The sequence below is a fragment of the Salinimicrobium sp. 3283s genome (assembly GCF_039602225.1).
GTDB classification, from domain to species: Bacteria; Bacteroidota; Bacteroidia; order Flavobacteriales; family Flavobacteriaceae; genus Salinimicrobium; species Salinimicrobium profundisediminis.
Genome location: NZ_CP143631.1, coordinates 2,046,949 through 2,069,545, shown reverse-complemented (window position 1 = coordinate 2,069,545; position 22,597 = coordinate 2,046,949). Strand labels below are relative to the sequence as shown.

Annotated in this window: 20 protein-coding genes, 1 tRNA gene and 1 pseudogene; 15 read left to right on the top strand and 7 right to left on the bottom strand. The window is 41.8% G+C overall.

Features of this window, described 5'->3' with window-relative positions:
- Nucleotides 1–48: 48 nt before the first annotated feature.
- The 3 genes and pseudogenes from VS868_RS09150 (at nt 49) to VS868_RS09140 (ending at nt 3,605) form a co-directional block, all read left to right on the top strand.
- A pseudogene (locus VS868_RS09150) lies at nt 49–1,761 on the top strand (DUF885 domain-containing protein).
- 232 nt (nt 1,762–1,993) lie between these two features.
- Nucleotides 1,994–2,893 carry a DMT family transporter gene (locus VS868_RS09145; protein WP_345596909.1) on the top strand — a complete coding sequence of 300 codons (900 nt, stop codon included), beginning with the start codon at nt 1,994–1,996 and terminating at the stop codon, nt 2,891–2,893.
- Between the two features lie 136 nt (nt 2,894–3,029).
- Nucleotides 3,030–3,605: a PhnA domain-containing protein gene (locus VS868_RS09140; protein ID WP_345596907.1), complete on the top strand. Its 576-nt coding sequence runs from the start codon at nt 3,030–3,032 to the stop codon at nt 3,603–3,605.
- Nucleotides 3,606–3,770: 165 nt separating this feature from the next.
- Here the strand turns inward: VS868_RS09140 and VS868_RS09135 are convergent, their stop codons facing one another.
- Nucleotides 3,771–5,168 carry a dipeptidase gene (locus VS868_RS09135; protein WP_266067927.1) on the bottom strand — a complete coding sequence of 466 codons (1,398 nt, stop codon included), beginning with the start codon at nt 5,166–5,168 and terminating at the stop codon, nt 3,771–3,773.
- Between the two features lie 220 nt (nt 5,169–5,388).
- Here VS868_RS09135 and VS868_RS09130 point away from each other — a divergent pair.
- A tRNA-Leu gene (locus VS868_RS09130) sits at nt 5,389–5,470 on the top strand.
- Between the two features lie 183 nt (nt 5,471–5,653).
- Here the strand turns inward: VS868_RS09130 and VS868_RS09125 are convergent.
- On the bottom strand, nt 5,654–5,998 hold the full coding sequence (locus tag VS868_RS09125; RefSeq protein ID WP_266067928.1) for a hypothetical protein: 345 nt from the start codon (nt 5,996–5,998) through the stop codon (nt 5,654–5,656).
- 279 nt (nt 5,999–6,277) lie between these two features.
- On the opposite strand from VS868_RS09125, the gene VS868_RS09120 reads away from it, so the two are divergent.
- The 5 genes from VS868_RS09120 to VS868_RS09100 all read left to right on the top strand — a co-directional run bounded on the left by VS868_RS09120 (nt 6,278) and on the right by VS868_RS09100 (nt 13,061).
- Nucleotides 6,278–7,747 (top strand): hypothetical protein, encoded by a 1,470-nt coding sequence (locus VS868_RS09120; RefSeq protein ID WP_345596906.1) that lies wholly within the window; start codon nt 6,278–6,280, stop codon nt 7,745–7,747.
- Between the two features lie 533 nt (nt 7,748–8,280).
- A complete protein-coding gene (locus tag VS868_RS09115) occupies nt 8,281–9,540 on the top strand; it encodes a putative DNA modification/repair radical SAM protein (RefSeq protein WP_345596904.1) in 1,260 nt (419 codons plus the stop codon).
- Nucleotides 9,541–10,323: a TIGR03915 family putative DNA repair protein gene (locus VS868_RS09110; RefSeq protein ID WP_345596903.1), complete on the top strand. Its 783-nt coding sequence runs from the start codon at nt 9,541–9,543 to the stop codon at nt 10,321–10,323.
- Between the two features lie 864 nt (nt 10,324–11,187).
- Nucleotides 11,188–12,552, top strand: coding sequence for an oxygen-independent coproporphyrinogen III oxidase (gene hemN / locus VS868_RS09105; protein WP_345596901.1), 1,365 nt, complete (start codon nt 11,188–11,190; stop codon nt 12,550–12,552).
- Between the two features lie 257 nt (nt 12,553–12,809).
- The gene (locus tag VS868_RS09100) at nt 12,810–13,061 is read left to right on the top strand and encodes a hypothetical protein (protein WP_345596899.1); all 252 of its coding nucleotides are present in this window, start codon (nt 12,810–12,812) and stop codon (nt 13,059–13,061) included.
- 175 nt (nt 13,062–13,236) lie between these two features.
- Here VS868_RS09100 and VS868_RS09095 read toward each other — a convergent pair whose 3' ends face one another.
- The 4 genes from VS868_RS09095 to VS868_RS09080 form a co-directional block, all read right to left on the bottom strand.
- Nucleotides 13,237–13,542, bottom strand: a complete 306-nt coding sequence (locus tag VS868_RS09095) for a hypothetical protein (protein WP_266067934.1) — start codon at nt 13,540–13,542, stop codon at nt 13,237–13,239.
- A 33-nt stretch (nt 13,543–13,575) separates the two neighbouring features.
- Nucleotides 13,576–15,552: a DUF2075 domain-containing protein gene (locus VS868_RS09090; protein ID WP_345596897.1), complete on the bottom strand. Its 1,977-nt coding sequence runs from the start codon at nt 15,550–15,552 to the stop codon at nt 13,576–13,578.
- A 330-nt stretch (nt 15,553–15,882) separates the two neighbouring features.
- Nucleotides 15,883–17,256, bottom strand: a complete 1,374-nt coding sequence (locus VS868_RS09085) for a M56 family metallopeptidase (protein WP_345596895.1) — start codon at nt 17,254–17,256, stop codon at nt 15,883–15,885.
- Between the two features lie 6 nt (nt 17,257–17,262).
- Complete coding sequence (locus tag VS868_RS09080) at nt 17,263–17,619, bottom strand: BlaI/MecI/CopY family transcriptional regulator (protein ID WP_266067937.1); 357 nt, start codon at nt 17,617–17,619, stop codon at nt 17,263–17,265.
- Between the two features lie 107 nt (nt 17,620–17,726).
- Here VS868_RS09080 and VS868_RS09075 point away from each other — a divergent pair, with 107 nt between their 5' ends.
- The 4 genes from VS868_RS09075 to VS868_RS09060 all read left to right on the top strand — a co-directional run bounded on the left by VS868_RS09075 (nt 17,727) and on the right by VS868_RS09060 (nt 19,299).
- Complete coding sequence (locus tag VS868_RS09075) at nt 17,727–18,224, top strand: DUF456 domain-containing protein (RefSeq protein ID WP_345596892.1); 498 nt, start codon at nt 17,727–17,729, stop codon at nt 18,222–18,224.
- 401 nt (nt 18,225–18,625) lie between these two features.
- A complete protein-coding gene (locus VS868_RS09070) occupies nt 18,626–18,862 on the top strand; it encodes a hypothetical protein (protein ID WP_345596890.1) in 237 nt (78 codons plus the stop codon).
- A 98-nt stretch (nt 18,863–18,960) separates the two neighbouring features.
- Entirely contained in the window at nt 18,961–19,113 is a 153-nt protein-coding gene (locus tag VS868_RS09065; RefSeq protein WP_345596888.1) for a hypothetical protein, read from the top strand.
- 21 nt (nt 19,114–19,134) lie between these two features.
- Entirely contained in the window at nt 19,135–19,299 is a 165-nt protein-coding gene (locus VS868_RS09060) for a hypothetical protein (RefSeq protein WP_266067941.1), read from the top strand.
- Nucleotides 19,300–19,374: 75 nt separating this feature from the next.
- On the opposite strand, the gene VS868_RS09055 is transcribed toward VS868_RS09060, so the two are convergent.
- The gene (locus VS868_RS09055; RefSeq protein ID WP_345596884.1) at nt 19,375–20,142 is read right to left on the bottom strand and encodes a LexA family transcriptional regulator; all 768 of its coding nucleotides are present in this window, start codon (nt 20,140–20,142) and stop codon (nt 19,375–19,377) included.
- A gap of 141 nt (nt 20,143–20,283) precedes the next feature.
- On the opposite strand from VS868_RS09055, the gene VS868_RS09050 reads away from it, so the two are divergent.
- The gene (locus tag VS868_RS09050; protein WP_345596882.1) at nt 20,284–21,549 is read left to right on the top strand and encodes a cation:proton antiporter; all 1,266 of its coding nucleotides are present in this window, start codon (nt 20,284–20,286) and stop codon (nt 21,547–21,549) included.
- An 81-nt stretch (nt 21,550–21,630) separates the two neighbouring features.
- Nucleotides 21,631–22,515: a YihY/virulence factor BrkB family protein gene (locus VS868_RS09045; protein ID WP_345596880.1), complete on the top strand. Its 885-nt coding sequence runs from the start codon at nt 21,631–21,633 to the stop codon at nt 22,513–22,515.
- Nucleotides 22,516–22,597: the final 82 nt, after the last annotated feature.

Below are 22,597 nucleotides of genomic sequence, written 5' to 3'. Positions count from 1 at the left end.
TGAGATTTCCTGAAAACTTTATATTTATCATTCATCAAAAATGTCATCATGAAATACCTTTTTTGGAACCTAACATTTCTTCTCCTTGTAAGTTTTCAAGTACAAAGTCAGAATTCTTCCGAAGCATTAAAGCAGGTGATAGAAAAGGTTGATGAGCACAAAGCATATGACCGACAGGCCAATCCGCTGGGACTTTTTACAGAAGAATTATATAAAAAAGAGGCCGAATTTGCCCGGGAGCTCCTTTAGGAGCTCGAAGAGATCAATAAAGAGCAGCTTTCTGAAACTGAAGAGATCTCTGCGGAATTGTTGCGATATGATCTTCAGGAAACTGTCGATTTTTATGAATACGAGGCTTATTTGAATCCGTTGCTTTCTGATGCCGGTTTTCATGTGAGCCTGCCGTATCACGTGAGGGATTTTAGCACCTACACACAGGTAAAGGATTACCTGAACAAGCTCAATGCGATTCCCGCTTATGTAGATCAACACCTGGTATTGCTGCGGAAGGGGATCCAAAAAGGCAATTTACAGCCTGCGGTAATTTTTAAGGGATATGAGGCTACATATAATGACCAGATTGTTGATGATCCTAAAAAAAGTTACTACTATTCGCCATTTTTGAAGCTTCCACCTATTCTGAATCAGCAGCAAAAAGATTCAGTTTTAGCTGCGGCTGAAATTGCAGTTTCTAAAAATGTGATCCCGCAATTCAGGCGTGTAAAAGCCTTTTTTGAAACAGAATACCTTCCGGCGGCGAGAGAATCTATTGGAGTTTCAGAAATTCCCGGAGGCAGCAAATATTATCAAAATCGCCTGAATTACTATACCACCCTGGATCTTTCCGCAGAAGAGATCCATCAAAAAGGCCTGGAAGAAGTGGCGCGGATCAATGCCGAGATGAAAAAGATCATTTCAGAAGTAGGTTTTGAAGGCAGTTTTGAAGATTTTATCCACTTCCTTCGGACAGACGAGCAGTTTTATGCTAAAACCGGAGAGGAGCTGCTAAAAGAAGCGAGGGATATTTCAAAACGCATTGATGCCCAGCTACCAAAGTTCTTTAAAACCCTGCCGCGGAAGCCTTATGGAGTAGCTCCAGTACCCGACGCCATTGCGCCAAAATACACTACCGGGCGTTATGTTGGAGGCGGCGATGATACCGAACCGGGGTATTATTGGGTAAATACTTACAATCTTTCAAACCGGCCCCTGTACGTGCTGCCGGCGTTGACTGCCCATGAAGCAGTGCCCGGCCATCACCTGCAGATCTCCTTAAACGGGGAGCTGGGAGATAGTATTCCGAAGTTTAGAAGGAACTTCTATTTATCGGCTTTTGGAGAGGGCTGGGGCCTTTATTCTGAAAGCCTGGCAGAAGAAATGGGCATTTACACAACTCCTTATGAGCGCTTCGGCAAACTCACTTATGAACAATGGCGCGCCGGCCGACTCGTAGTCGATACTGGCATTCATGTGATGGGCTGGACGCGAGAACAGGCAGTGGAATTTCTTCGCGCCAACACTGCACTTTCCATGCACAACATTAATACCGAAGTAGACCGGTATATCTCGTGGCCGGGGCAGGCAGTTTCTTATAAAATTGGTGAGATGAAGATCCGGGAACTCCGCAAAAAAGCTGAAGAAGCGATGGGAACCAATTTCAATATTCGGGATTTCCATGAGGTGATCCTGGAACAGGGAACGGTGACATTACCTATTCTGGAGCAAAGGATGGATGCTTATATTGAAAGGAGTTTGAAGTAATCTTTTAAAGACCTCACAGGTTTCAAAAACCTGTGAGGTCTAGTACTTAAATATGATGGCGGCTCTTTATAAAGCTATAAATCCTGCAGCTAAATCACATTCCAAAAAATCTTTTCCCACTTCGTGGAAATAACCTACTTTTGCACCCGCAAAAATTCTTTCTTAACACAGGATTTTTCTGAATAAAATCCAATCCTTAAAATCATCTGCAGACGTTCTGCAACCTCTATTTATGAACAACTCTTTACTTAAAGGCAGCCTTTTTGTTGCACTTGGGGCGATTAGCTATGGAATGCTAACTACCTTCGTAAAAATGGCCTATGCCGAAGGATACACCTCTCATGAGATCACTTTTGCCCAAATGGCTCTGGGCCTTGTGGGATTACTTATTATCAACCTTTTTATTGGGAAGAAAAAAGCAGCTGCCCCCGTTCAGAATAGATCTAAAAGTATATTGAAACTTGTTGCCGCAGGGACTTCGCTGGGCCTTACCAGTACTTTTTATTATCTGGCAGCTAAGTATATCCCGGTATCTATTGGCATTGTTCTTTTAATGCAAAGTGTTTGGATGGGTGTAGTGCTGGAAGCTATCCTTGAAAAGAAAATTCCTGGAGCCAAAAAGGTATTTGCTGTAGTTGCCATCCTTGCCGGGACGGTACTTGCGACCAACTTAATGACCGATTCTTTTCAGCTGGACTGGAGAGGAATGGGCTGGGGGCTGCTTGCCGCAATGTCTTATACCGTGACTATCTACACCTCAAATACTGTTTCATTACAACTACACCCTTTAAGGAGAAGCCTTTGGATGATGGTTGGAGGAACTCTTATTGTCGGGATCATTTCCTTTCCTTTTTTAATAGAACAATTTAACCTGCAGATATTTCAGAAATGGGGATTGATTCTTGCCATTTTTGGAACTATTCTTCCTCCCATTCTTTACACCCAGGGAATGCCTAAAACAGGAGTGGGCCTTGGCGCCATAGTCTCTTCAATCGAGTTACCGGCAGCGGTTCTTATGGCGTACTTCCTGTTGAGTGAAACAGTAAATCTCTATCAATGGGCGGGTATTGCTCTTATACTTATCGCAGTAATTCAGATGAACCTGCCTAATTTCAGGCGGAACAAGATCTAAATAAAGGCTTCTGAAATAAATATTTTTTCTGAAGCTTTATCAAAGGTTTCAGCAGAAGAGAATAATTTCAGGAAAGCCTGAAGCTGGCATTCTTAAACTACAGAAAATGCTACCTTTGTCTTAAAATTTCCTTAAAATGAGCTTAGAACAAGACCTGTTTCAAAGAAGTTCCTCGCAATGTGAACTTTGTACGTCTACCAATGATCTTGAGGTATATGAAATTCCCGATTCTCCTGAAGGTAGCGAACACCATATACTTGTTTGTGCTACCTGTAAAGAGCAAATAGAAGATCCTGGAAAGGCCGACCCCAACCATTGGAGATGTCTTAATGACAGCATGTGGAGTACAGTACCTGCTGTACAGGTCATGGCATGGCGTATGTTAAACCGTTTAAAGGGCGAAGGCTGGCCGCAAGACCTGCTTGATATGATGTACATGGAAGAGGAGCAGCTGGCATGGGCAAAAGCCGGACAGGCTACAGGAGAAACTTCTGGAGGGGTGGTTCACAAGGATTCTAATGGTGTAACTATAGAAGCCGGGGATACCGTGGTATTGATTAAAGATCTGCCGGTGCGTGGCTCCAGTCTTGTGGCAAAACGGGGTACGGCGGTACGAAGAGTTTCTTTAGTTCACGACAATCCGGAGCAGATTGAAGGTAAGGTAGAAGGTCAACAGATCGTGATCCTTACAAAGTTCGTTAAGAAGACATAAATACAGAAGTCGCAGAAGATCTGCGCTTTTACAACATATACAAAGGCCTCACAAGTTTTCAAAACTGTGAGGCCTTTTTGTATTTAAACCTAACAGGTCTTTGAGACCTGTTAGGTTTTATATATTCCGTTTGGCGCGGATTTGCAGTCCGTGCCGTGTATACTGCTACTTCTCTGCCTGCTTCAGTTTAGTGAAGTGCTTGTAGAAGTACGGAATGGTTTCAATTCCCTTAAGGTAATTCCAGATTCCGAAGTGTTCATTCGGGGAATGGATCGCATCTGTATCCAGCCCAAAGCCCATCAGGATAGTTTTACTTTTCAGTTCTTTCTCAAACAGGGCAACTATAGGAATACTTCCACCGCTGTGCTGCGGGATTGGATCCTTTCCGAAGACTTCGGCGTAAGCATCATTGGCCGCCTGATATTCGAGTGTGTCTATAGGAGTAACATAGGCCTGCCCGCCGTGGTGAGTAGTCACTTTTACCTTTACACTTTTTGGGGCGAGGCTCTCAAAATGTTTGGTAAACAATTGACTTATATTTTTCCAGTCCTGATCACTTACCAGACGCATAGAAATTTTAGCATAGGCTTTTGATGGCAATACTGTTTTTGCACCTTCGCCAGTGTAGCCTCCCCAAATTCCGTTCACATCTAATGTTGGGCGAATAGAAGCCCGTTCCAGGGTGCTGAAACCTTCTTCTCCATGAACATCTTCAATATTGAGTTTCTTCTTGTAAGCTTCAAGATCAAAAGGAGCCTCGGCCATTTTTCCCCTTTCAGCTTCGCTGTACTCCTTTACATTGTCATAAAATCCCGGAACGGTGATCCTGTTGTTCTCATCCTGTAGAGAAGCGATCATTTTTGAAAGCACATTAATGGGGTTTGCTACCGCTCCCCCGTATAGTCCGCTGTGAAGGTCGCGGTTGGGGCCGGTCACTTCCACTTCCATATAACTGAGGCCGCGGAGTCCTGTGGTGATAGATGGCACATCTTTGGCAATCATCCCGGTATCACTAATAAGGATCACATCGTTCTGCAGTTTTTCCCTGTTCTTCTCAATGAACCAGCCAAGGTTTTCACTACCCACTTCTTCTTCCCCTTCAATCATGAACTTCACATTGCAGGGAAGTTTATCATTTTTGGTCATGTATTCCAATGCCTTTACGTGCATGTACATCTGGCCTTTATCGTCACATGCTCCCCTGGCAAAAATGGCACCTTCGGGATGAATTTCTGTGTTTTTTATCACCGGCTCAAACGGCGGACTCTCCCATAGTTCAACAGGATCTGGCGGCTGGACGTCGTAATGACCATACACGAGCACTGTGGGCAGGTTCTTATCAATGATCTTTTCTCCAAAAACAACGGGATGACCGGGAGTTTCATGGATTTCGGCCACATCGCAACCAGCGTCTAGCAGGCTTTGTTTAACAGCTTCGGCAGTTTTTAGTAGATCTTTCTTGTATTTGGAATCGGCACTAATGGAAGGGATTTTTAGCAGCTCCACGAGTTCGTCAATGAACCGCTGTTTATTCGCTTCCACATATTTTTTAATGTCTTGCATGTGTATAATTTTGGTAAAGAGTAAAGGTAAAAAATAGTATTGAGTAATTAGTACTGAGTAGTTAGCGGGAAGACATCTCAATACTCAGTACTAATTACTCAATACTAAATAAAAAAAATTCTCCCTAACGGAGAATTTTTTTATTTTTCCATTTGCAGATTCAAACTTATGCTTATATTTGCATCCGCTTACAACAAGCAATCTTATTGAAATTACCAACGCGGGCGTGGTGGAATTGGTAGACACGCTAGACTTAGGATCTAGTGCCGCAAGGTGTGAAGGTTCGAGTCCTTTCGCCCGCACAGACTGAGAAAAGCCGACTTTAACGAGTCGGCTTTTTTATTGCATTGATATTTCGGTAATTGAAAAATACCCAGCTAAACAAGGTTGATGTCAACCTCTCTTCTGTCAGCAAATTCTTTTCAGCAAAAAAAAGCTCCGGAAAATTCCGAAGCTAAATTCATAAACCGCATTTCAACATTTCACTAAGCAACCTGGGAAAGTGCTTTCGGGGTATGGTTGTAGTAGTTTAATGAGCTCTGATAAAAATTCAGGCTTCTTTTGTCATTTTTGAGGCAGGAAGAAAGGAACCTGTCCAGGTCCTGGCACTCAAAATTTACTGTAGTGTATTGATGCGGAGCCATAGGAATCTCAGCTTTAATAAGTTGTTGCTTATAATCTATCTCTACACGACGGGCCCCAAAATACATTTTAATGATCCCCTTGTGAAGAGAGCTGTATTTATCCATTTCAGTTTCACAAGTAGCACAACTATCGTGTATAAAATTCTTGAATTGTTCTATGATTTGAGAGGGTTGAAATGATGTCATATGGCTGATTATATTTTAGTTAGTTTTCTTCTTACAGGGCCTAAATTAAGACTTGAAGTGTTAAAAATGTTCTAATAAAATGTTGATTAATAAAGAATTAACAGCGAAGTAACATTCCCGAACCAAAGTTGTGAAGAATTAAGAAAATGTAAGTGGAATCTTACAGCAAAATCTTAACAATTGTACCCGCTTTTTAAGATGGTAAAACATAGTCTGTTTTCTCCTGAAGTAGTGTTAACAGGTGTTTGAAGGAAAAATACTATCTTAAACAAAAAAAGCGTGAGCAAGAAAAAAACAATTATCTGGATCGGTGCGGGTGTGGCAGGGATTATTCTTCTGCTGTTTCTGGCAAATCTATACGTAAAGAACAGCATTGAGCAGCAGCTTGATGAGAAACTGCAGGCTTCGGGTTACAACGATCTTTCAGTAAATATCTTTCTTAATAGGTTCAGCGTAGAGAACCTGAAGCTGGATGAACGCAGGTTTGCGGGGAGCATTGATAAAGTTAAAGTAAACAGACTTTCGTACACCGAATATTTATTCAATAACAATATCGAGGTAGATGAATTTGAGATCATCTCCCCCTCGCTTACCTTCTTTCCTAAAGATACTTCTGCAAAGAAATCTTCGGCGCAACAGCAGGTACATGTAAAGAATCTACGGGTCAAAAATGGCAGTTTTAGTAAACAACCTTCCGATACTGCTGCGGCTACTATGTATGCTCATATCCCAACTGCCCGGGTTGAAGATATTAAATCGGGAATGCAGCTCTCGGGTCTCAAAAATTATCAGCTTGAACTCGATACACTTTATCTGAGGATGAATCCAGAGCACTACATTGATGTGGGAAGTGTTTCAGCACAGAATGGGCAGATAGATATTTCCGATTTTAAGATCCGTTCCCTCTTTACCCGCGAAGAATTTGTGCAAAGGATCCCTTACGAAAAAGACTACGTGAGGCTTGATGTAGAAAAGATCACGCTCGACAGTCTTAATTTTGAGATGCGGAATGACTCTTTGTACCTTCGAAATCCAAAAATGACCGTGGCCCGGGCTCAGCTTGATATTTACAGGAACAAACTGGTAGCCGATTATCCAAATGAGAAGCCGCTTTACAGTAAGATGTTGCGGGAGGCACCTATTTTTCTCAATTTTGAGAAGGTAGAGGTGAAAAACAGCGAGATTGTGTATGAAGAGCAGGTAGAGGGCGCAGAGAAGCCCGCTATAGTCCGCTTTGCTGCTGTTAATGGCGAAATAAATGATCTCCACAACCTAAAGGAGCTCGATACTCAACTTAAAATAACTGCCAATGCCGATTTTATGCAAGGCACCCCTGTCAGTATTGACTGGACCTTCCCTGTTTTTAATCCTCAGGACAAATTTCAGATCTCAGGCAACTTTGGCACCCTCGAAGGTGAGGCCCTGGACCCTTTTCTTATTCCTTCCCTCAATGCCCGTGCCCGTGGAACGGTAAATAGCGTCTACTTTAATTTCTACGGAAATGACGATGTGCTGCAAGGCGATTTCAGAATGGAATATGACGAATTTAAAGTGGAACTGGTTAATAAAGAGAAGGAGAAAAAAGGCTTTTTAAGTGCTATTGCCAACCTCTTTGTAGATAACGAACAGGAACCCGATGAAGGCGGCGGCCAGGATGTGCGGGTAGAGCGTACCAAAAACAAGTCTTTCTGGAACTACGCCTGGAAAGGCCTGTGTGAAGGCTTGCTCGATGCCGTGGGACAACTTTAAAAGGTTTAAGGTCTAAGGTTTAATGTTCAAGGTTTAAGCGGAATTTCTTTCAGAAAAAAGCTTTTAGAAATGCCATTTTTGAGAGGTAAGTTGCATTAATCCTTATTCTGAAGTTGTTTGAGTGAATGATCAATGAATAATAAACAGATCTACAATTTGCAGTTCCCCGTCAGTTCGAGTGTTTTTCGCCATGCGGGAGCATGGTGAAAAATGTATCGAGAACCGGGTAAATCTTTGACTGCAATAGCAAGGGTAGATTTGTATCAAGAACAGTGGCTAAGTGGACGGCTTTCTTCCCGATACGATTTCCCGTCGCTCCAGCTCATAAAAATCACCTGCCTGTATCAGGCAGGCTCGAAGTCACGCCCATGAGAAAAACATGGTTAGGCAATTTAAAAAAGGTGGTGGTGGATTTTCATCTCAAACTCAAGCCCTGGTTCCAAATTCTTGCAGCGAAGCGATCCAATTTTTTAATTACGCGGAATAATTCCTATAAATAGGATATTTTCCTATTTTTGCTGAAAGTCTTCAGCATGGATTATGAGAGAATAAAAGAGAAGCTAAGTATCCTGGCCGATGCAGCAAAATACGATGTGTCCTGTTCTTCCAGCGGAAGCAAACGCAAAAACACCACCAATGGCCTGGGAGATTCCTCGGGCATGGGCATTTGCCATTCCTACACCGAAGATGGCCGCTGCGTTTCCCTGCTCAAGATCCTGCTCACCAACCACTGTATTTTTGACTGCGCCTACTGCGTGACCCGCAAGAGTAATGACGTAAAACGTGCTGCTTTTAAGGTGCAGGAAGTGGTTGATCTCACCATTCATTTTTACCGGCGTAATTATATTGAAGGTCTTTTCCTGAGTTCCGGGATCTTTAGAGATGCCGATTATACTATGGAACGCCTTATCCAGGTGGCGAAAAAGCTGCGGCTGGAAGAGAATTTCAATGGCTATATCCACCTGAAGTCGATTCCCGGTGGCAGCGACGAACTCATGCGCGAAGCCGGACTCTATGCCGATCGGCTGAGCGTCAACATCGAGATCCCCACCAAAAGCGGACTCAAGCTCCTGGCACCCGACAAAAAGCATGAAGATTTCATGAAGCCGATGGAAAAGGTGAAAAATGAGATCATCCAGTACAAACAGGAAAGCCGGCTTATAAAAAGCACCCCAAAATATGCCCCGGCGGGACAAAGCACGCAGATGATCATAGGCGCCTCGGGCGAAAGCGATCGCGACATCATGTATTCGGCCAACTTTTTTTATAAGAAGTACAACATGAAGCGGGTTTATTATTCGGGATACGTGCCGGTGGCTGAAGATCCGCGGTTGCCGGCTTTGAATTCTCAGGTGCCGCTGTTGCGGGAGAACCGGCTGTACCAGACCGACTGGCTGCTGCGCTTCTACGGCTTTGATATTCGGGAGCTGCTGAATGAGCAGCACCTCAATCTCGACCTCGAAGTAGATCCAAAACTCAGTTGGGCGCTGCGAAACCGGCATTTGTTTCCGGTGAATATCAATCGGGTAGAAAAGCAATTGCTTTTGCGCATTCCCGGTATCGGATTAAAATCGGTCAACAAGATCCTGCAGGCGAGGAAATTCCGGAAACTCAATTGGGAACACTTGAAGAATATCGGGATCGCCATGAACCGGGCGAAACATTTCATCACCTGCGACTCCCGCGAATTTGAAGTGAAAGAACCTTCCAGCGAGTATCTCAAAAATGTCATTTTAAAAACCTCTTCCGGAAAGTTCAGGAAGGAGATCGGAACCCAGTTAAGCCTTTTTTAGATGGAACAGCAGGCAGTACTTACTTATGACGGCACGCTGGAAGGTTTTCTTTGCTGCGTGTTCACCGCCTACGAAGAAAAGCTGAAAGTTGTGGATGTAAAACCGCCGGGAGCGCAGCCGGGCCAACAACTATTTTCAGAATCAAAGGAGGTGATCACAGAGCCTGAAAAGGCCAAACGCGTATGGAGGTCCATGAAGAAAAAAGCTTCTCCCGCCGGGCTTCGGGACCTAAAATGGGCTTTTCTGAGTGAAATTTCAGGGATGGAAATGCACATGTTCAGTATGATTCGCTATATCCTGGCTGAAAATGTGCCTGTAGACCGGGATTTTTCCCATCCTGCAGTGCTGAAAGTGGCGCAGGCAGCTAAGAAAGTCGGCCGGGAGAAACATCGCATGGAAGCTTTTGTGCGATTCAGGCTGACCAAAGAGCAGGTGTATTTTGCGGCAATAGAACCCGATTTCAACGTGTTGCCGCTAATAAAAAGCCATTTTAAGAACCGGTATGCAGATCAAAAGTGGATCATCTATGATCTAAAACGGAATTTCGGCATCGCGTGGGATCTTTCAGAAATAAATTATATCACCCTGGATCTCGATCCCGCCATAGGAATTTCAGGCGCACCCGAGGCTTTTTTTCACACTTCAGAAATAGCCTTTCAGCAGTTATGGGATCAGTATTTTACCAGCTCAAACATCAAAAGCAGGGCAAACTCTAAGTTGCATGTGCAACACCTCCCAAAGCGGTACTGGAAATACCTCACCGAAAAGAACCTTCAGAAATGACATTTTAGAGAGGTAAGTTTCTTTCTCTGATCATGTTTATCAATCTGAACAGGTCTTTGTGAATTATTTGCAATTAAGAAGTTTCCCTTCGGTCATTAAGATTTCGATTTTATTCATGTTTGTTCATTTTTTTGCTTGTCCAAAAAAACGAACCAAAAAAAGGACACTTTTTTGATAGGTGTTTCCAATTTTGCTCCCGCAAAACTAGAACCGTGCTCCCCCGGCTAAATTTTTTCCAAGGCTTCAAAAATTTTTAACGCCGGGGGAGCACTACACTTACAAAAAAGAATCTCCCCGAGAATAATTGTGGAAAACATGTTACCGGCCTATCGAAAATTGATCATGAAATTTGAAGAGAGATGACGTTTAAATTTTATGCTGTTTGAGCGTTCTTTATTATTCTCGTTCTACAATTTCTCCCGCGAGTTCAGAAAATTTAGACATCGACCGAAAAATTTAGATCAATTTACGTAAGCCTAGCGTTTTTTGGTTCTTTTTTGGGCAATGCAAAAAAGAACAGAACAATATTCAATTGGAAAAATTCTTATCCTTTTTTTTCAAAATAACCCGCTGACAATGGTATTTTAGATATGTAGGTCACGAGGTGATTTCTTGTTTAAAATAGAACCTAAAATAGACGTCATTCTGAATTTATTTCAGAATCACTTAGATCTGGTCTTTGGAAAAAACGTGAACCTGAAACTCCCGAAGCATCGGGACAGGTTGATGCCTGACAAATCCTTCAGAAAAAATCCTTCAGAAAATGCCATTTTAAAGAGGTATGTAATTCAGACATTTATGACCTGATTAAAATCATGTTATAATCAGAGCCAGCCTTATACTTTTGCAACAAAATTAAAAGGTATGAGCACTTCTTTAATTCAGAAATACAACGTTCCCGGCCCCAGGTATACCAGTTATCCCACGGTGCCCTACTGGAACGAAGCTGCATTTACGGTAGCACAATATAAAGAGCGGTTAAAAAAGTCATTTTTGGAGAGCAACAGCGAAGAGGGGATAAGTATCTACATCCACCTGCCTTTTTGCGAGAGCCTGTGTACTTTTTGCGGCTGCAACAAACGCATTACCAAACGTCATGAAGTGGAGTCGCCGTACATCGCTGCAGTGCTTGAGGAGTGGGACATATACGTGAACCTGCTGGAGGAAAACCCGGTGATTAAGGAGATTCACCTGGGTGGAGGAACACCCACCTTCTTTTCTCCGGAAAACCTTAGGATCCTTCTCGACGGACTTTTTGAAAAAGCTGATCGGGCAGAGGAAACCGATTTCAGCTTTGAAGGCCACCCCAACAACACCAAACAGGAACACCTGCAGTTACTTTACGACCTGGGCTTTGACCGGGTGAGCTACGGGGTGCAGGATTATAATTTTGAGGTGCAACGGGCTATTCACAGGTTTCAGCCCTTTGTGAATGTGAAAAATGCTACTGAAGGCGCCCGCGAAATTGGTTACACCTCTGTGGGTCATGACTTGATTTTTGGTCTGCCGTTTCAGACTGTAGACCACGTGAGGGAAACCATAGAGAAAACCAGAGAATTGATGCCCGACAGGATTGCTTTTTACAGCTATGCGCACGTGCCGTGGATAAAAGGGAACGGGCAGCGTGGTTTTAAGGATGAAGATCTGCCAACAGCCGCTGTGAAACGCGAAATGTACGAGGTGGGAAAACAGTTACTTGCCGAAGCCGGATATGTAGAAGTGGGTATGGATCATTTTGCTCTAAAGACCGATACGCTGTACAAGGCGATGGAAAGCAACAAGCTGCACCGCAACTTTATGGGCTACACCTCTTCAAAGACCAAAGTGATGATTGGCCTGGGAGTTTCGGCTATTAGTGACAGCTGGAGCGGTTTCGCCCAGAATGTCAAGACCATTGAAGAATATTACGGGATCCTTGAAAAAGGCGATCTGCCCCTTTACCGCGGACATATACTCACTGCGGAAGATGAAAAAATGCGACAGCACATTCTGAATCTTATGTGCAACCTGGAAACATCATGGAAAGACGATGTTATGAAATTTCCGGAACTTCCTGAAGTCCTCATCAGCCTGAAAGAAATGGAAGCCGACGGCCTCCTGGAATTCGGGGATGAAAAACTCATCATCAAAGAAACAGGACGTCCTTTTGTAAGGAACATCTGCATGGCATTTGACCTGCTGCTGCAAAGAAATAAACCGGAAACGAGGTTGTTTTCTATGACGGTTTAGGAAAGGGGTTTAAGGTTCAAAATTCAAAGTTCCTACGTCTTTCCAAAGAACATTTTTAGCGACTGCGGCAATTTCCTTCTTTTGGAGTTCTGCTCTCGCTTTTTACTTCGGATGAAGATGTTCATTTTTATTGCCCGACTTTTTCGTATTTCCTCCGATCGATAGAGAATTCACTTTGAGTCTTACGCATATCATTCGGAAATAAAATAGGAATTGAAGGATTATTTGAATTCATTATCTTTATTAAAAATGATGAGATGGAAGCTATAGAATTAAGGCGCAGGTTAGTGAATTACATCAATAAAGCTGACGAAACGGTACTAAAAGAAGTTCAGGCCCTGGTGGAGAATTATGAAAATGATTCCATAGTGGCTTATACTGTAAAGGGAAAGCCTTTAAATAGAGAAGAGTTTCAAAAGGAAATTTCTGAGGCTGAGGCTGAATATAAAAAGGGTAATTTTAGTACACAGGATCAACTAGAGGAAGAAGTCAGGAATTGGAGAAAATAATTTGGACTAACCCCGCTAAAACTTCCCTTCGCCATATATGGCAGTTCTATGTAAATCACAAACTTGATGTTGGTGTCGATTGCCTTTCACCTTTTAAATATTCGTTCCGGCTAAGCTCCAGTTCCTGCTCCCAAGGTTTTTTGCTCAATTTGCAGAAGAAGTTGGTGGAGGGGAGTCATTCAGAAAACTGAGATAAAAAAGTACTTAAACTCCTTGGATCGGTAGGCTTCTCATTGGTCCGGGAAAATTTCTGGAACTCGTACCAATCGGAGAAGTAGATATAACCTGTATGTTCCTGAAAAAGGGGAATCCCATTTGGCAAAGGATAAAAGTATGTAGTATCTATGAGTTTCTTACGTAGAGTCTCCTCTGCTTTTTCCGGACTCAAATCTTCATCATTCCCAAAGATTATTTCTCCAAAAGTTTTGTAGTTTCCCTCATCGCGATGTAAATACTGAAATGAAATAGATTTCTTTTGCATCTCTAATTTTTAACTGAAGATACCAGGAAAAAATTAAATTTCTGAGAATCCTATTGATTTCAGATAATTAAAAGTTGAATTATAAAATTCTGGTTTTCTTGTATGGTCTTCATTACTTCCCTCTGGAACTACTATTACCATACCTTGTCGGGCTCGGGTTAACAATACGCGGTAAGCATTAATTAAATATTTTTGTCGCTCTTCCTTATGTATATGCTGCCATTTCTTTCCAACAAAAGAAAAACTTTTCCACCCTTCTTTAGAATATCGTAGATCACCGTCCCAGGTTACACAAGCCCAATCGAGCTCAAGACCTTGCACATGAAATTCTGTTGCTACATCTTCTAAAAAATAGGAAGAACGAACATCGTCTCTATCATTCAAAAACCAATGAACAGGATTCATTGGACTTTTCACATCAATAGCGTAAGGTTTTAATCGCTGGGCTTGTGAGGAAACAATGATTCCATACCGTTCACTTCCTCTTGCTTTTTCTTTAAGCCACTTCTTAGCTTTATGCACATTGCGTGTGAGAACAATTGGATAATTAGTCGATAAATTAGAATAAGTTTTAATTGCCGAACTGTAATCGAGGTCGAGAATATTCTTTACAAGTAGAGATAAATTTTCTGCTCTAAAAGAACGCATAGAAACCTTTAAATGTAAAGAAGGATTCAACTTTACTGAAGTTTTCTCTTTAAGATTAGTTATGGCTTCTTCAGCTTGATATTCAGAATCCACTAAGTTTGGAGAAATATAGACCTCCCAATTTGAAAATCTATTTTTTATTGCCTCTAACCATTCAGAAATTCCAGCTTCACCGGTATTTATTTCTTGTCCTCCACCTACTAAACAGATAATAACAGACCAATCTTTATGACGGTCCAAACATGATATCAAAAATTCAGGTTCTGAAAAATCAAAATCATGCTGACCTTTTTTCTGCTTCATGAATTTGACTGTTTGCTCCTTACTCCACGCCCGTTGTGCTTCATCAAAAATGGCGACGTGATCGTATGGTGGTTTTGGATCGACTAGATATGCATCTCTATAATGGTGAATATTTTGAATAAAGGTTTTGACACTTGCCCTCGCTTTCCCCTTGGTCAGTTTTCTTCCATTCTCTTTTTCATTTTTAATTTTATCTCTTGCTAAAGCTTCTTGAAGAATTGAAACTAAAGGCCCGTTTCCTGAAAGATATACGCTGGTATTTCCGTTTTCTTCATCAAGATGAGAAGTTGCGACTTTTAGACCAACTAAAGTTTTTCCGGCACCAGGCACACCGGTGACAAAGCATATAATTTTTTTCTTTTCTATTTGGGCTTTTTTAATGACTTGCGAAATTAGAGAAGTCGTTTCGGTAAGGTTTTTAGCCTCTGCATCGCTACGTGTAATTTCGTCGACGGTATGAGTCCGGTAAAGATTTAATGCAGCTTCGACAATGGTGGGAGTAGGAGAATAACTTCCAGCAGCATATTCTGCTGATATATCTTGCTCTTTATCAGTGTAAAAACTTAGAGTCGTAGAAATTGCATCCTGAAGATCCTGTTGATTTACTTTAATAGGAAGCAACAATTTATCATTATGGGATGTGGTAGCAATTTCAATAATAGAGTTTTCTGCTTCTGTTGCAACCAAGATTGGAACTAGAAGAGCCTTGTGACTTGGCTTGTGAAAGTTTTTTAAATCTAATGCATAATCCCAAACTTGTTCAATGTTGATGTTATGATATTGACTTTCTCCAACTTTAAACTCTATTACAAAAACAGTGTTTTGAATAATTACCAAAGCATCTACTCTTTTCCCCATTCTCGGAATAGAAAATTCAAAAAATATCGTGCCACTATAAGATTTTAAGACCTTTTGAAGAATGTATATTTGGAGTTCCCAAGATTTGTTTTGTTTTCTATTTGAGTCGAATTGATTAGAAAGGGTTATTTCCCCAATTATTTCCTCTCTACTTTTATTTATAAAAGTTTGAATGTCGTCCTTATAGTAGGAATTTAGCATACCTTTTTGGTTGGGCTATGGAATTACTTTAGTCATGTAGCGTAGGGAAAGATACCTTCAGCCTTAGCTTTAGATAAAATAAATGTAGGAAAATAAACTCAATCCCCTCTCAAAAATGCTATTATCAAAAATGGAAATTATGGGTCGGTCTTCGGTTTTGAGGCTTCAAGCGGACTAAATAATCCACCCTGAACTGCCTTGATTTGAGTGGGGGATCTTAGGAACTTACCAAAAAGACTATCTATCAGCCATGACTAAAGCCGAAGTTTGGGCTTCGGCTTTAGTGGAAAGGATTATAATAATGAGGAATAAAATCTTAAACTTCATCAACTAGTTTTCAGAAGATTTTTTGTCTTCAGAAGTAGCTTCGGGAACCATAAAGCTAATTGGCAGGGAATACAGCACTCCTACTTCTTCTCCTCTTTGCTTACCCGGGGTCATTTTTGGGAGAAGATTCACTACCCGCCTTGCTTCCTCCTCAAGTGCAGGATGTGGTGCCCTTGCACCCAATACTTCCACAACTCCATTTTTGGCAATCTTAAACTGCACATAGATCCTGTTTAGGCCTGTTAATCCTAATTCTTTACCCAGAGAGGTATTGAAGTTAGTGTTTACGAACTGGTTTATTTTTTGGGTGATACATTCGGCCTTTTCCTCTCTGGTTTCAAAACTTTCACAGCCCGGAAAAACAGGCAACTCTTCAACAACGGCAAATGGAATATCAAGCGTTTCCTGCCCTGCTTTGGGTACAGAGGTTGAAGGTTCAGGGGCTGGAGGCGGAGGCGGCGGGGGCGGCACTTGTTGAGTTGAAACTTGTTCATTTCCTGTTTTGGAAGAGCTACAGGCCACATAGGTCAACATGGCGGCCATGAGCGGCAGAATGATCAAAAACCTGAACTTTGAAACTGAATTTGATTTGGTTTTTTGCAACATAACTATTCGTTTTTTGATGATTGAATGATTAAAAAATTGATTGATAAATGAAATGTCTTCAGTGTTAAAAGCCGAATTGAGCAGCTGCTGAAAATAGTCTTGCTTTTTGACATTTTTGACTACCCCGGCATCGGCCAAAAATTCATGCACCGCCGAAATCCTGGACTGATAGATGTAAATAAGCGGATTGAACCAGAAAATGATCCTCAACAGCTCAAAGAACAACAGGTCTAGCGTATGTCTCTGCCTCACATGTACCATTTCGTGCGACAGTATTTGCTCCCGCTCTTTTTCTGAAAGCCCGGCACCAAGAAATATGGTTTTGTAAAAGGTGCAGGCAATATTGGAATCTGGCACCTCCACAACCTTCATTTCTGAAGTGTTCACCACCGGTTTAAAATCAAAGAGCTGCCTAATGATCCTAAGCTTATTAAAGAAAAACCCCAGACTAAAGAGAAGCCCTCCAAAATAAATAAGCTGCCACCAATGATCAAAAAGCACATTTTTGGCAGCTATAGTACTTCCTGCATTACCTAAACCGGCTTTGGGCGCTTCTCCTAAAAAAACTTCGGGAAGCATGACAAAATTTTCAGCAGGAATGGCATTTTGCAGCGCAGAGATCTTCAGCAGAGGAAGTATAAGCGCCAGTATTGGGGTAACAAGCAGATAAATACGGTTATAGCTGAAAAAAGTTTCTCTTTTTAACAACAGCTCGTACACCACAAGGAAGATGAACTGAAAAACGATGGTTTGTAGAATGTAATGCAGCATAATTCTCTATTTTTTGTTGATCTCCTTCAGGATAGCTTCAAGATCGGCAGTATCCATCTTGTTCTTTTTCATGAAAAAAGACACCATACTTTTAAATGATCCATTAAAATACCCGTCTACGAGTTTGTTCATGCTTTGATCTGTATAGGTTTCTTTCTCCAGGGTAGGGAAATAGATATAGCCTTTACCCTGCTTGCGGTGGTTCACAAATTCTTTGCTTTCCAGAATACGCACAATGGTAGAAACCGTATTATATGCAGGTTTGGGTTCGGGCATTTCTTCAATTATTGTAGCCACGTTGGCTTCTTTTAGATCCCAGAGGATCTGCATGATCTCCTCTTCGGCTTTGGTCAATTGCTTCATAACATCTTAATGTTTGAGCTAATATAAACTAAATATTTAGTTTAAACTAATGTTTTAGTTCTTAATTGTTCAGCTTCTTTCTCTATCTTAGCCCTAAAATGTCATTTATGGACCTTATTCTGGTTGCACTGGCGGCTATTCTCATGCTTGTAGGAATCCTTGGAAGTTTTTTACCCATGTTACCCGGAATACCTGTAAGTTGGGCAGGCCTGCTGCTACTGCACCTCACTTCGGCCATTCCCATGAATTACACCTATCTTGGAATTACCTTACTCATCACCATAATCATTTTTGCGCTTCAATATACTATTCCGGCCCTGGGCACAAAGTACCTTGGTGGCAGTAAAAAAGGTATGTTTGGTGCAACTATAGGCCTCTTCGCCGGAATCTTTATCCCTATCCCCTTTGCAATTTTAATAGCTCCCTTTGTTGGGGCTTATTTGGGAGAGATCATCAATAAGGCCGACTCCCGTACTGCACTTAAAGCGGCCACGGGCTCCTTTATTGGGTTACTGGCTTCTACCTTTATGGAGTTTATAGTAACTGCCATTTTTCTTCTGCTCTTTATTTACAAGCTATGGGAGTTTAGAGCTCTCCTTTTTTAAATATCCTTTAGCCACAAAACTTTAATCCCACTTTGACCTCATTAGAGAGATGTAGGGAAATGCCATTTTTGGATATCCTATAGATGCTCTGATTTTGGTGATTCCTTCCTGTTGTTAGTCTAGATTTAACTTCATACTTCAGCAGCAAAGGGTTTTCAATAATGATATCAGCAGAACTGTAACTTCAAAATTAACTTCAGGATTGGGTAATTAAACCCAGAACCGTTTCAAACTGAAGGAAGAAAGCAGTTAAAGCAAGTCTTCTTCACATCCTATTTAATCCTTTATTTTTTAAGAGGTATTTGTATATTATCTAATTTTTTTATTAAATAATTGCTAATTAATTAAGTGCAGGAGCAGCAGTTTACTACTTTGGTGGTCTCAAATGAAAATTAGAAACTATGAGAATCACAAATTTATTTGCCATTCTGGCGCTTGGAAGTTCGTTACTTGTCTCCTGTCGCGAGACTGTTACCGAAAGAGAAGTGGTACGTGAAAAAGAAGTTGAGGTTGAACAAACAGAACCTCTGGAAGATGAAGATAGTGAAGGGATCATAGAACGCACCGGTAAGAAAATAGACCAGGAAGTCAATAAGGAAATTGACGAGGAAATTGACAAAATAGGAGACGACAACTAAATTCCCTCAAAAACTGAGTGGTCAAAAATGTCAAAAAACAGGCATGTTTCCCACTTCAGGAAATAACCAAAAATAAATTAACCACAAAACCAGAAAATATGAAACGTATTGCGCTATTATTTGTACTGCTGTTCACGATGAGTTCAGGATTTATTTCCTGTCGTGATACCGAGAGAGAAGCCGATGATGTTGAAGAAGTAGGTGAAGAAATTGAAGAAGCCGGTGATGAACTGGAAGATGAACTTGATTAATTCTTAACTAAATCAATCATTATGAAAAAGTACGCTTTATTACTGTTCTTTTCTTTTGCTTTGTCTACTTCCCTGGTTTCGTGCAGGGAGACAAAAGATGCTGCCGAAGCAACCGGCGAAGCTGTTGAAGAAGGAGTAAATGAAACCAGAGAGAACACGGGGCTGGGAGGCCAGGATGATCTCTAATAACAAGCACTAACCAACTTTAACCGGGGATTAAAATATCCCGAAAAATGGCCTGAAATAAATCAGGCCGTTTTTTTAATGTTTTAATGTTTTGAATTCACTTTTAAGATCTTCCATCGACTGTTGTAACTGCTTCAGCAAGCTACTTTCGGAAGGGGCATCGAGGTTAAAAGTGAGTTTGGAATTTACCTGCCATAACTCCTGAATATCATTTACCCTTACTTCAATAGGTAAATATTCTTCATTTAAAGAAATGAGCAACAGTTTTGAAGGATCGGGTAATTTCTGAAGCTTTTTTACCAGAACCGAATCGTAAAGTACTACCACATAGATCCTGTTATTGCTGGCTTCCTCTATCGTGGGAACAGCTTTACCCAGAACCCACTCCCCCGGCCTGAAGTTGGGCAGCATACTGTCTCCCTCAACCTGAAAGCCCCTGTGGGTCGCATTACGGTATTCGGGCAGGGGAATATCAAATGCCGGTAATTGTTGGTACCATTCAACATCCTGCACATTATGTGGGTAACCCGCAGCGGCCTTCACATTAACCAGCACAATGTTTTCTTCCTCTGCACTGTTAAGGCTCACCACTTTTGGACTTATATCTCCTTTAGTTACCTGCAAGTATTTTTGGTTGCTTTCTCCAAACAACCACATGGGATTAATAGCGAACTGACGCAGCAACTCAGCCACCACTTTTCCCGATAGTTTGGTACGCCCCCTCTCAATGTCGGCCGTAGAATTCTTGATGCCCAGTAAATTGGCAAATTCGGTTTGTGTAAAGTTATTTTCATCCCTTACCTCTTTAAACCGCTTTATTTCTTGTGATACATCTGTTCCCATACAAACAAATTTAGCTATTTTAGGAAAATATCCAATTTATTTTTAGGACATTTTCCTAAATTTTTCTGTTTTTTCAACGGTAACTAAAGAAGTAACATTCCTTTAGGAAGAAAAAGGGAGAATAAATCCTATTTTTCAACAATGGAAAAACATTACCTGATCCTTGCAGGCCTCGGTTTCGCTACCATCATTATGGCGTGGCTGCCGTCGTTTTCTGAAAAAATGAAGATAAGCTCCCCTATTTTGCTGTTGCTTATCGGCTTTGGCCTGTATGCGGTAGGATTGCCCCTGGGCTGGCCCGATCCTTTATGGGACGATCAAAGCCTCATGTATTTTTCTGAAGCTTTAGTGATCATCTCACTCATGGGTGCCGGCTTAAAGATCGGGGCCAATTACAGCCTAAAAGCATGGCGAAAGCCCCTGCTGCTGGTGCTAATCACCATGCCCATTTGTATGATTTCAGCATTCCTGCTGGGGCAGTATTTCCTGCTACTCAGCTTACCCTCCAGCTTGTTACTGGCTGCCGTCCTCGCTCCTACAGATCCTGTTCTTGCCGCAGAGGTACAACTTGATGACCCTCTGGAAGAAGAAGAACATGCCAATGATATTCGATTTACACTTACTGCCGAAGCAGGCCTTAACGACGGGGTTGCCTACCCTTTCTCCTATCTCGCCGTACTCGTGGCGCAGGCCGGAAGCTGGGCTGCCTTCAGTTTTACAGATTGGCTGTGGGACAAATTACTTCTGAAAGTAGTTATCGGAATTATTTGCGGGCTGTTCATTGGATGGCTCATTGGGCATTTGATGGACCGGATCCATAAATACGCCGGCGTAAAAACCTTTGTTGGCTTCCTTGCCCTCTCCCTTACTTTTATGACCTACGGGGTGACCGAACTGCTTCATGGCTACGGCTTCCTGGCGGTTTTCTTCGCCGGCTTCAGCCTTAGGTATTACGAGAAGGTAGATCAGGATTACAAAAAGAAACTTCACGATTTTGTTCAGGAAATGGAGCACCTTTTTATGGTGATCTATATCCTTCTGTTTGGAGGCTCTATTATGAACGGGATGCTCACGCTAACCGATTGGAAAGGGGTGGTTTTCGCTTTCTTATTTGTGCTCGTCATACGGCCCGTTGCAGGTCTCATAGGCTTATGGGGCGTAAAAAAGGATTTTAAAAGCAAACTTGCCGTAAGTTTCTTCGGAATACGCGGAATTGGCTCCATCTTTTACCTCTCCTGGGCCTTTGTAACTTTCGACTATTTTAGCCATAAGAATGAATTATACGCCATTACTGCCTACATTATTCTCATCTCTATTGTGATTCACGGCTTCACCGCACCTTCAGTCATTGGTCATTTCAAAAAGAGGGGAAGATTTAATAAAACCCACTCACAACCTAAGGATTAACAAATGTTTATGGCAAAGCTTTAAAATTCTGAAGCCTGAATTTCTTATTTTAAAAAGGAAAATTCAGAAAAAACAAGAAAAATGAGCAAAGGCTACCATTCTACCCGAAAAGTGGAAAAACCAACTGAAATCTCCTCGTCTGGCTGGAAATCCATCGGGTTTGCAGTAAAAGATCAAATAGGAGAAGACAACGTTTCCATAGTTTCGGCAGGAGTCGCCTTTTATGCGTTTTTAGCGGTGTTCCCGGCTATAGGGGCACTGGTTTCCATTTATGGCCTTGCTATGGATCCGCAGAGCCTTCAGGGGCAACTGCAAAAAATTTCACAGGTCATGCCACAACAGGCTTTTGAAATTATTCAAACCCAGTTAAAAGATCTGGTCTCCACACCTCAAAGTGCCCTTAGCTGGAGCCTGGCCATTGGGATCCTTCTAAGTTTATGGAGTTCCAATAAAGGCATGAAATCGCTCTTCACAGGCATTGATATCGCTTATGGCACCAACAATGAAAGGGGCTTCATCAAACAAAACGCCCTCACCTTACTTTTTACTTTTGGTGCTATTCTCCTGGTGATCATAAGCCTGGGAGTCATTGTGATTTGGCCCGTGATCATAGACGAAATCCCATTGCCGTCTACAATAACCGCCTTGATAACCTGGCTGCGCTGGCTTATTCTCGCTGCCATGGTGGTATATTTTATAGGATTGATCTATCGCTATGCCCCTGCAAAACCCACTTCTGCTTTTAAATGGGTGCTGCCGGGAGCCCTTATTGCCACCTTACTGTGGTTAATCGCCTCCTGGGGATTTTCATTCTACGTGAAAAACTTCGGAAGTTACGGCGAGGTATATGGTTCTATTTCAGCAGTAGTAGTGATGCTGCTATGGCTCTTTCTTACCAGCATTATTATTCTTATTGGCGCTGAAATCAATTCAGAAATAGAAAAATATTCCCGCACTAAACCCTAGATCCACAACGGCCGGCCTCAAAAAACACCCTTCAAAAATGCCATTTTTGAGAGGCATTCAAAAACATGACCGGTATCATATT

Coding starts and splice junctions, on each gene's coding strand:
- VS868_RS09145 (WP_345596909.1), top strand. CDS start 1,994: ATGAACAACTCTTTACTTAAAGGCAGCCTTTTTGTTGCACTTGGGGCG.
- VS868_RS09140 (WP_345596907.1), top strand. CDS start 3,030: ATGAGCTTAGAACAAGACCTGTTTCAAAGAAGTTCCTCGCAATGTGAA.
- VS868_RS09135 (WP_266067927.1), bottom strand. CDS start 5,168: ATGCAAGACATTAAAAAATATGTGGAAGCGAATAAACAGCGGTTCATT.
- VS868_RS09125 (WP_266067928.1), bottom strand. CDS start 5,998: ATGACATCATTTCAACCCTCTCAAATCATAGAACAATTCAAGAATTTT.
- VS868_RS09115 (WP_345596904.1), top strand. CDS start 8,281: ATGGATTATGAGAGAATAAAAGAGAAGCTAAGTATCCTGGCCGATGCA.
- VS868_RS09110 (WP_345596903.1), top strand. CDS start 9,541: ATGGAACAGCAGGCAGTACTTACTTATGACGGCACGCTGGAAGGTTTT.
- hemN (WP_345596901.1), top strand. CDS start 11,188: ATGAGCACTTCTTTAATTCAGAAATACAACGTTCCCGGCCCCAGGTAT.
- VS868_RS09100 (WP_345596899.1), top strand. CDS start 12,810: ATGGAAGCTATAGAATTAAGGCGCAGGTTAGTGAATTACATCAATAAA.
- VS868_RS09095 (WP_266067934.1), bottom strand. CDS start 13,542: ATGCAAAAGAAATCTATTTCATTTCAGTATTTACATCGCGATGAGGGA.
- VS868_RS09090 (WP_345596897.1), bottom strand. CDS start 15,552: ATGCTAAATTCCTACTATAAGGACGACATTCAAACTTTTATAAATAAA.
- VS868_RS09085 (WP_345596895.1), bottom strand. CDS start 17,256: ATGCTGCATTACATTCTACAAACCATCGTTTTTCAGTTCATCTTCCTT.
- VS868_RS09080 (WP_266067937.1), bottom strand. CDS start 17,619: ATGAAGCAATTGACCAAAGCCGAAGAGGAGATCATGCAGATCCTCTGG.
- VS868_RS09075 (WP_345596892.1), top strand. CDS start 17,727: ATGGACCTTATTCTGGTTGCACTGGCGGCTATTCTCATGCTTGTAGGA.
- VS868_RS09070 (WP_345596890.1), top strand. CDS start 18,626: ATGAGAATCACAAATTTATTTGCCATTCTGGCGCTTGGAAGTTCGTTA.
- VS868_RS09065 (WP_345596888.1), top strand. CDS start 18,961: ATGAAACGTATTGCGCTATTATTTGTACTGCTGTTCACGATGAGTTCA.
- VS868_RS09060 (WP_266067941.1), top strand. CDS start 19,135: ATGAAAAAGTACGCTTTATTACTGTTCTTTTCTTTTGCTTTGTCTACT.
- VS868_RS09055 (WP_345596884.1), bottom strand. CDS start 20,142: ATGGGAACAGATGTATCACAAGAAATAAAGCGGTTTAAAGAGGTAAGG.
- VS868_RS09050 (WP_345596882.1), top strand. CDS start 20,284: ATGGAAAAACATTACCTGATCCTTGCAGGCCTCGGTTTCGCTACCATC.
- VS868_RS09045 (WP_345596880.1), top strand. CDS start 21,631: ATGAGCAAAGGCTACCATTCTACCCGAAAAGTGGAAAAACCAACTGAA.